Origin of the sequence: Paraburkholderia oxyphila NBRC 105797 (assembly GCF_000685075.1) — a bacterium.
GTDB lineage: Bacteria > Pseudomonadota > Gammaproteobacteria > Burkholderiales > Burkholderiaceae > Paraburkholderia > Paraburkholderia oxyphila.
Map to the genome: position 1 here is coordinate 1 of NZ_BAYD01000235.1, position 3,157 is coordinate 3,157.

2 protein-coding genes and 2 pseudogenes are annotated in these 3,157 nt (G+C 68.0%); all 4 read left to right on the plus strand.

The features are described from left to right. Nucleotides 1-342, plus strand: a pseudogene (locus BO1_RS60535) (phosphonoacetate hydrolase); the annotation flags it as partial. 76 nt (nt 343-418) lie between these two features. Continuing rightward, nucleotides 419-1,671 (plus strand): annotated as a pseudogene (locus BO1_RS55940) (aldehyde dehydrogenase family protein). A gap of 201 nt (nt 1,672-1,872) precedes the next feature. Next, nucleotides 1,873-2,724 (plus strand): Na/Pi cotransporter family protein, encoded by an 852-nt coding sequence (locus BO1_RS55945; RefSeq protein WP_245644145.1) that lies wholly within the window; start codon nt 1,873-1,875, stop codon nt 2,722-2,724. 2 nt (nt 2,725-2,726) lie between these two features. Further along, a partial coding sequence (locus BO1_RS61680; protein WP_281179265.1) for a PhoU domain-containing protein occupies nt 2,727-3,157 on the plus strand: 431 nt, incomplete at its 3' end.

A 3,157-nucleotide genomic window follows, 5' to 3' on the forward strand; every position in this document is an offset into this window, starting at 1 on the left:
GAGGGCGCGGATCAGGCGGCGCTGCTCGAGCGCCTGCGCAAGACCGAAGGCGTGGAGCTTGCGCTCGACAGCGCGGCGGCCTGCGAGCGCTTCGAGCTGCCGCCCGACCGCGTCGGCGACATCGTCGTGATCGGCACGCGCAGCAAGGTGTTCGGCACGAGCGCCGCGCGCCACGACTTCTCGGGCCTCACCGAGCCGCTGCGCTCGCATGGCGGGATCTCGGAGCAGGGCGTGCCGCTGCTCGTCAACCGCAAGACCGACTGGCCGGCGGACCGCGCGCTGCGCAACTTCGACATCTTCGACGTCGCGCTGAACCACGTCGTGCAAATCGCCATCGCATAACGCTAGCTACGCCCGGCACGCCGCTGCCCACATGCTCCGGCGGCGTGCATCAATGGATCCCAGAACGAGGTAAGTGATGAACGTCATGACGCAACCCGCAGTCAAGCAGGAGTCCATGCGCATCGCCGGCCGGCAGGTCGCGACCGACGAAGTGATCGAAGTCCTGAACCCGTACACGAACGAAGTGGTCGGCACCGTGCCCGCCGGCCGGCCCGAGCACGTCGCGCAGGCGTTCGCCAAGGCCCACGCGGCAGTCCCGAAGCTCACGCGCTTCGAGCGCCAGCGCATCCTGCAAACCACCGCCGAGGTGCTGCGCGACCGCAAGGAAGATTTTGCGCGCCTCATCACCGCGGAGTCGGGGCTGTGCTGGAAGGACTCGCTCTACGAGGCGAGCCGCGCTTACGATGTCTGGTCGTTCGCGGCCCAGCTCACGATCAAGGACGACGGCGAAGTCTATTCCTGCGACATCAGCCCGAACGGCAAGAACCGCAAGATCTTCACGACGCGCCTGCCGCTGCTCGGCGTGATCTCGGTCCATCACGCCGTTCAACCACCCGCTGAACATGGTGAGCCACAAGCTCGCGCCGGCCATCGCCACCAACAACCGCGTCGTGCTCAAGCCCACCGAGCTTACGCCGCTCACCGCGCTCGCGCTCGCCGACGTGCTCTACGAAGCGGGCCTGCCACCCGAGATGCTGAGCGTCGTGACCGGCAACCCGCGCACCATGGGCGACTCCATGATCACGGACCCGCACTGCGATCTCGTCACCTTCACGGGCTCGGTGCGCGTGGGCAAGTACATCGCGCAGAATGCCGGCTACCGGCGCACCGTGCTCGAGCTCGGCGGCAACCGTGGACGTGGGCACCGTCATCAACGAGGCGTCCGCACAACTGTTCGAGCGCCGCGTGGCCGACGCCGAGGCGCATGGCGCGCGCGTGCTGCATGGCGCCCCGCGCCGTGGCGCGCTGTTCGCACCCACGGTCGTGGACCACGTGCCCTACAACTGCGAACTCGTGCGCGAGGAAACCTTCGGCCCGGTGATTCCGGTCATCCGCGTGCCGGACCGCATCGACGAGGTGATCCGCATCTCCAACTCGACCGCCTATGGTCTGTCTTCAGGTATCTGCACGAACCGGCTCGACTACACGACGAAGTTCATCCGGGAGCTGGACGTCGGCACCGTCAACGTCTGGGAAGTGCCGGGCTATCGCACGGAGATGTCGCCGTTCGGCGGCATCAAGGATTCGGGCAACGGCCACAAGGAGGGCATGGTCGAGGCGATGAAGGGCTACACGAACATCAGGACGTGGTCGATGCCCTGGGAGTGACAGGGGCGCCGGGCCGGTCATGCAGCACGACCGGCCCGGGGTTTCCAGCCGGGCCGCGCGGCGATCCTGGCCGAGGTACGCGTCACGCCGCCACCCGCCGTTACACCCTCGCAACTGCCCGGCGCTGCGGCAAGACGCGAGGAAGCCATTGCCGCGGGGACGTACGCCGTGCAGGCGCACACCCCGCCAAGGAGGGACCGGATGATCCTGATCGTGCTACATCTCGCAGGCGGTGTCGCGTTGCTCACATGGGGCCTGCATATGGTCGAGTCGGGGCTGATGCGCGCATTCGGCGCATCGCTGAGGCGATTCATGGCAAGAAGCCTCGGCAACCGCTTCAATGCGTTCTGTGCGGGGCTCGCCATCACGGGCGCGCTGCAAAGCAGTACGGCAACCGGCATGATCGCGTCGTCGTTCGCGGCGCGCGGGCTGATGGCCCCCGTGACCGGGCTCGCGATCATGCTCGGCGCGAACGTGGGCTCGACGCTCATTGTTCAGGCCTTCGCGCTCGACCTCAGCTGGATCTCGCCCGCGTGCGTGCTGGTGGGCATGGTCCTGTTCGAACGCGGCAAGGACTCGCGCAACCGCGACATCGGCCGCGCCTCGATCGGCCTCGGCCTGATGCTGCTCGCGCTCACGCTGCTCGTCTCCACGGTGCAGCCCGCCGAAACTGCGCCCGCACTGCGCACGGTGCTCGGCGCACTGGCCGGCGAACCTGTGCTCAACGCCGCACTGGCCTGCGTGCTCACGTGGGCCGCGCATTCGAGTATTCCCGTCGTGCTGTTTGTGATGTCGCTTGCGAACCTGCATTCGATCCCCATGGACAGCGCGATCGCCATGGTGCTGGTGCGAACGTGGGCAGCGCGCTCAACCCGTACTTCGAAGCCGCCAAGGGCGAAGACCGCAGCCGCCGCAGGCTGCCGGCCGGCAACCTGCTGCTGCGCGGCGGCGTGTGCGTGCTGCTGCTCGGTGTATGCTCGCCCCTCGCGAACCTGCTCGGCAGCCTGCCCGGCGACGCGAGCCGCGCGATCGCCAACTTCCATACGGGCCTGAACGTGGTGATCGCCGTGGTGTTCATCGGCCTGCTCGATCCGTTGGCCCGCCTGCTCGAACGGCTGCTGCCGGCCCAGCGTGTCGCCGACGACGCCGATGCGCCGCGCTACCTCGATGAAATCGCGCTGCAAACGCCGTCGCAGGCGCTCGCCTGTGCGGCGCGCGAGGTGCTGCGGATGGGCGAGATCGTGGAGTCGATGCTGCGCGCGAGCGTGCCGGTGTTGCTCGCCGACGACCGCCGCGCCGTGAGCGAGCTTGCGGACCGCGACGACGCCGTGGACAGGCTGCACGACGCCATCAAGCGCTACGTCACCGAGGTGACGCGCGAGCCGCTCAGCGAGGAGGACCGGCGCTGGGCCTCGGCGATCATGACGGCGGTGATCAACCTCGAGCATATCGGCGACATCATCGACAAAAACCTGCTGGAGCTCGC